Source organism: Candidatus Lokiarchaeota archaeon (assembly GCA_014730275.1).
Lineage (GTDB): Archaea > Asgardarchaeota > Thorarchaeia > Thorarchaeales > Thorarchaeaceae > WJIL01.
Genome location: WJIL01000110.1, coordinates 1 through 3,833, shown reverse-complemented (window position 1 = coordinate 3,833; position 3,833 = coordinate 1). Strand labels below are relative to the sequence as shown.

The following is a 3,833-nucleotide window of genomic DNA, read 5'->3' as shown; positions in this document are numbered from 1 at the left end:
TTCTCGGTTTTCGACTCTTTTGAACGGGGAAGTAATTGCGGACTCTTTACACCGGTCAAAATGAGCATTACACGTAATATACCACTCAAACGAGGATCAACACGTGCACCCCAGATAACATTAGCAGAATCACTCATCTTATTCGACACGATTTGTCCTACGTTATTTGCTTCAGAAAGCGACATATCCGGTCCACCAGTTATGTGGATAAGTGCACCAGTTGCCCCTGTCCATTCCACCTCGAGGAGTGGGCTGTTCAAAGCATTCTTGATGGCTTCTTCCGCCCTGTTCTCATCACTTGCCTCCCCCAATCCAACCAAGGCTACGCCTCCATTGCATATGATAGAACGCACATCAGCATAGTCTAAGTTGATGAGGCTTGGCATAGTGATTGTTTCAGTTATGCCTTTTACCATGCCAGCAAGCACTTCATCAGCAACACCAAAAGCCTCTTCCAATGGAAGGTCCGGTACTAGTTCCATGAGCTTCTGATTATCTATGACAACCACTGTATCAGCGTTCTCTTGAAGTCGGGCCAACCCAGATTTCGCCTTGTCAATGCGAGTGCGCTCTAGCTCGAATGGCATGGTAACTACGCCGACAACAATGGCATCGTTCTTCTTGGCAATCTTAGCTACAACAGGAGCGGCGCCCGTACCGGTTCCACCACCCATGCCAGCAGCTATAAAAACCAAATCAGCATCACGTAGCAATTCAGTTAGCTCATGGGATGATTCCTCAGCTGCAGCTTGTCCAACATGTGGATAGCCGCCCGCACCGAGTCCGCGGGTGATTTTTTCACCAATCAATAACTTCCGATGAGCAGTTGTAACTGAGAGATGCTGGCGATCGGTGTTTACCGCAACACATTCAGCGCCCTGTACTCCAATAGTCATGAGTCGCTTCACTGTATTATTACCCGCACCACCACAGCCAACAACAAGAATTCGGGCTTGCCCCATATCGCGGTTTTGGGAATCCCTCTTTTCCCGCCTACTATGGTCGCGTGCTGAGTCAATTATGGATTTCATTGGTTTACAGCCTCGCTTTTCGTCTCATGAGCTATGACTTTGCCGTTCCAAAGTTCACGCTTCAATAGGTCTCGTATTGCGTTTCTGATTGCTTCGCTTCTGTTGGGATAGAAACCATTCTCAACAAGTTCCTCTATGTCCAAGACAATCTGCTCAGGTAGGTGCACCGCAATCAGTTGCATGACGAGTCCTCTGTCCAACTGTCATTCTCTCTGGATATTAATGTCGATATTACTGGGAGATTGTTCAGGCATAAAATAGGGAGTAAGAGGCTATGCCGAATCGGAACACTAGCAATCTAATCTAGACTGTAAAATGAGCTCTGTAGTAACCTAAGAAAAATGAGGAGGGGAGTATGAGCCTCCCTTCAAGTCTTCTTTTTGCGGCCTGTTCTTCGAGCAGCGATGTTACCTACTTTCCGGCCTGGCGGAGTATTCCTGCCGACCGTTGTAGGTCTTCCAGGAGACTGATGTGATCCTCCACCATGTGGGTGAGAGACCGCATTCATTGCAGCGCCTCTAACAACCGGCCATTTCCGTGCCTTGACACGATTGTGGTGCCAGACATTACCGGCTTTGAGGAATGGTTTCTCTTTCCGACCTCCGCCAGCGACAATACCGATTGTTGCTCGACAACGAGGGCTGAACGCCTTCTGTGATCCACTAGGCAGTCTAACCATCGCCTTGGAAGGATCCGCCGAGACTATCATAGCTGTAAGTCCGGATGAACGGACAAACTTGCCACCGTCTCCAGGCTTACCTTCTACATTGTAGATAGGAGTGCCTTCAGGAATGTGTTGAAGCATCAGGGTGTTACCATTGGCAAGAGCAGCATCTACTCCACATTCAATTTCTTGCCCCACATATGCGCCTTCGGGAGCAACCATGAAACTAGGAGCGGACTTATCCTCGTAGCGGACTTCTGCGAGCGGAGCGCCCCTTCCAGGTTCGTGGAAAAGGGCAACAATCTCTCCCCGATAGGTCTTATCGGGAGCCCATTTGGGATGACGAGCCGGCGCTAGTTTCTTGTGTGAAGGCGAACGCCATCTTGAAGTACCGCGTCCTTTTCTCTGAACTAATATACGCTTACCCATTATCAAACACCACTTAGAATATCCCCAGCCGGGTGGCTAATTCACCCGCGCTGTATTCAGGCGCTAGTTTTACAAAAGCTTTCTTCTCTCCAGTCGGTGTAATCAGTGTGTTTACACGTTCCACAACGACTTCATAGAGTGTCTCAACAGCCCATCGAATCATGTTTTTGTTAGAGCGAAGGTCTACAAAGAAAGTAAGCTTGTTTTCCATATCTACAGCTTCAAGACTGGCCTCCGTCACTACAGGTCGTATGACAATTTCGTTTGGATCTTTCATTTTGATACACCTCAGACGAAAAGCCCCTCTTCTTGCAGACGTTCTAGGGCAGACTTAGTCCATATCACTAGACGTCCAGCATGTGTTCCAGGCGCCAGCAAATCTGCATTCAGCGCATGGACTTCTGCTATCTCAACTCCAGGGATATTGCGTGCGGCTCGCTCAATGCCCAAGTCCTCGCCAACGACGAAAAGAATAGACTTCGGAGTTTTGTACTTGCGGCCCCGCATTTTGCCCTTTCCAGCTCGAATCTTATGTCCCTGCCGTACTCTCTCTATGTCCTCGCTAAGCCCCAATGCTTCGATTACGTCCATGACTTCTCTCGTTTTAGTGAGAGTCTCAAGCTCATCACTGACAACGATAGGAAAATCTGGTGCTGAATCCACCTTGTGCCCGCGGCGAGAGACAGCATCCTTGTGTCCTGTTGCAGCGATAGCTGAACGAATTGCCAATCGATTCTCTTTTCTATTGATATCCTCCTCAAGAACCTCTCGTGCCTCAGGAGGGTGAGCTTGCCTACCACCTACAACACCAGGCATGAAACCTGCTTTGTTCGCCGCTGGTGTACCTCCACCTTTCACTCGGGGTACTCGCGACCGTCCATGACCTACACCCCAGCTTTCAGCAGTTGTTCGCTTACCGGCTAGTGGATCTACACCGTGTGGCTGTCGTCCACGGGATTGGACAGCCAGCACAGCACGCTTTATGACGTCTGGACGATAAGGAGTATCGAAATGCACAGGTAACTCAATGTCGGAATCTGCTTTACCATCCAACTTGTATAATTTTGTAGTTGCCATTGAAAATCACCTTCTCCTATTGCTTCGATGTCGTACTGATGTAGTTGACCTGGAAAGGTTCTGGAGTATGCCCGCTAGGAGCTCTAATAGCATATCTCATCCTGATGGTCCTTTTCACAGGACCGGGGACGGAACCTTTTACCATCACGTAGTCTCCGCGGATGACGCCGTAGTTGACGAAACCACCTTCTGGTGTAATCTCTTCACCACGTTCACCCAGCTGCACGATAGCATTGTTGAAATTGGTTCGTGAATGATAACCGGTTTGGCCGGGCTGTGGAACCGTATATCGAATGTTCCTAGGTGACCAAGGTCCAAGGCATCCTATACCTCGCTTGGTTTTTCGGGACTTGTGTTGAAGGATCCGAACACCCCAGCGTCTAACAGTTCCCTGGAATCCATGTCCCTTGGTAACAGCAATGGTATCCACGAGCATACCCTCTTCGAGTATGTCAGCAATACGCACGTCGGTACCAAGTATATCTTTTGCATATTCGAAGGCTTCCTCCACACTCGGAGCACCTATCTTGTATTCCATCACTTCTGGTCGCTTCTTAGGTACCGCGGCAAGTCTTGGCTGAGTGTGGACTAGCATCCTGATTTCTGAAAGAGAATCAAGTTCGGCTTCAAAC

At 49.1% G+C, this 3,833-nt stretch carries 6 protein-coding genes; all 6 read right to left on the bottom strand.

The features are described 5' to 3' along the window. Nucleotides 1–1,031, bottom strand: a 1,031-nt coding sequence (gene ftsZ, locus GF309_12515; protein ID MBD3159607.1) for a cell division protein FtsZ, incomplete at its 3' end; no start/stop codon positions are given. Then, nucleotides 1,028–1,213 (bottom strand): ribbon-helix-helix protein, CopG family, encoded by a 186-nt coding sequence (locus GF309_12510; GenBank protein ID MBD3159606.1) that lies wholly within the window; start codon nucleotides 1,211–1,213, stop codon nucleotides 1,028–1,030. The genes GF309_12510 and ftsZ, both read right to left, overlap by 4 nt. A 185-nt stretch (nucleotides 1,214–1,398) precedes the next feature. After that, nucleotides 1,399–2,124, bottom strand: a complete 726-nt coding sequence (locus tag GF309_12505; GenBank protein MBD3159605.1) for a 50S ribosomal protein L2 — start codon at nucleotides 2,122–2,124, stop codon at nucleotides 1,399–1,401. Between the two features lie 13 nt (nucleotides 2,125–2,137). Further along, nucleotides 2,138–2,401 (bottom strand): 50S ribosomal protein L23, encoded by a 264-nt coding sequence (locus GF309_12500; GenBank protein MBD3159604.1) that lies wholly within the window; start codon nucleotides 2,399–2,401, stop codon nucleotides 2,138–2,140. Nucleotides 2,402–2,412: 11 nt separating this feature from the next. Further along, nucleotides 2,413–3,201: a 50S ribosomal protein L4 gene (locus GF309_12495; GenBank protein ID MBD3159603.1), complete on the bottom strand. Its 789-nt coding sequence runs from the start codon at nucleotides 3,199–3,201 to the stop codon at nucleotides 2,413–2,415. Nucleotides 3,202–3,217: 16 nt separating this feature from the next. Further along, nucleotides 3,218–3,833 (bottom strand): 50S ribosomal protein L3 (rplC, locus tag GF309_12490; protein MBD3159602.1); only part of this gene is annotated, 616 nt, incomplete at its 5' end.

What these genes read in the sequence shown, in the direction of transcription:
- GF309_12505 (MBD3159605.1), bottom strand. Translation starts at nt 2,124, where the DNA reads ATGGGTAAGCGTATATTAGTTCAGAGAAAAGGACGCGGTACTTCAAGA.
- GF309_12500 (MBD3159604.1), bottom strand. Translation starts at nt 2,401, where the DNA reads ATGAAAGATCCAAACGAAATTGTCATACGACCTGTAGTGACGGAGGCC.
- GF309_12495 (MBD3159603.1), bottom strand. Translation starts at nt 3,201, where the DNA reads ATGGCAACTACAAAATTATACAAGTTGGATGGTAAAGCAGATTCCGAC.
- GF309_12510 (MBD3159606.1), bottom strand. Translation starts at nt 1,213, where the DNA reads ATGCAACTGATTGCGGTGCACCTACCTGAGCAGATTGTCTTGGACATA.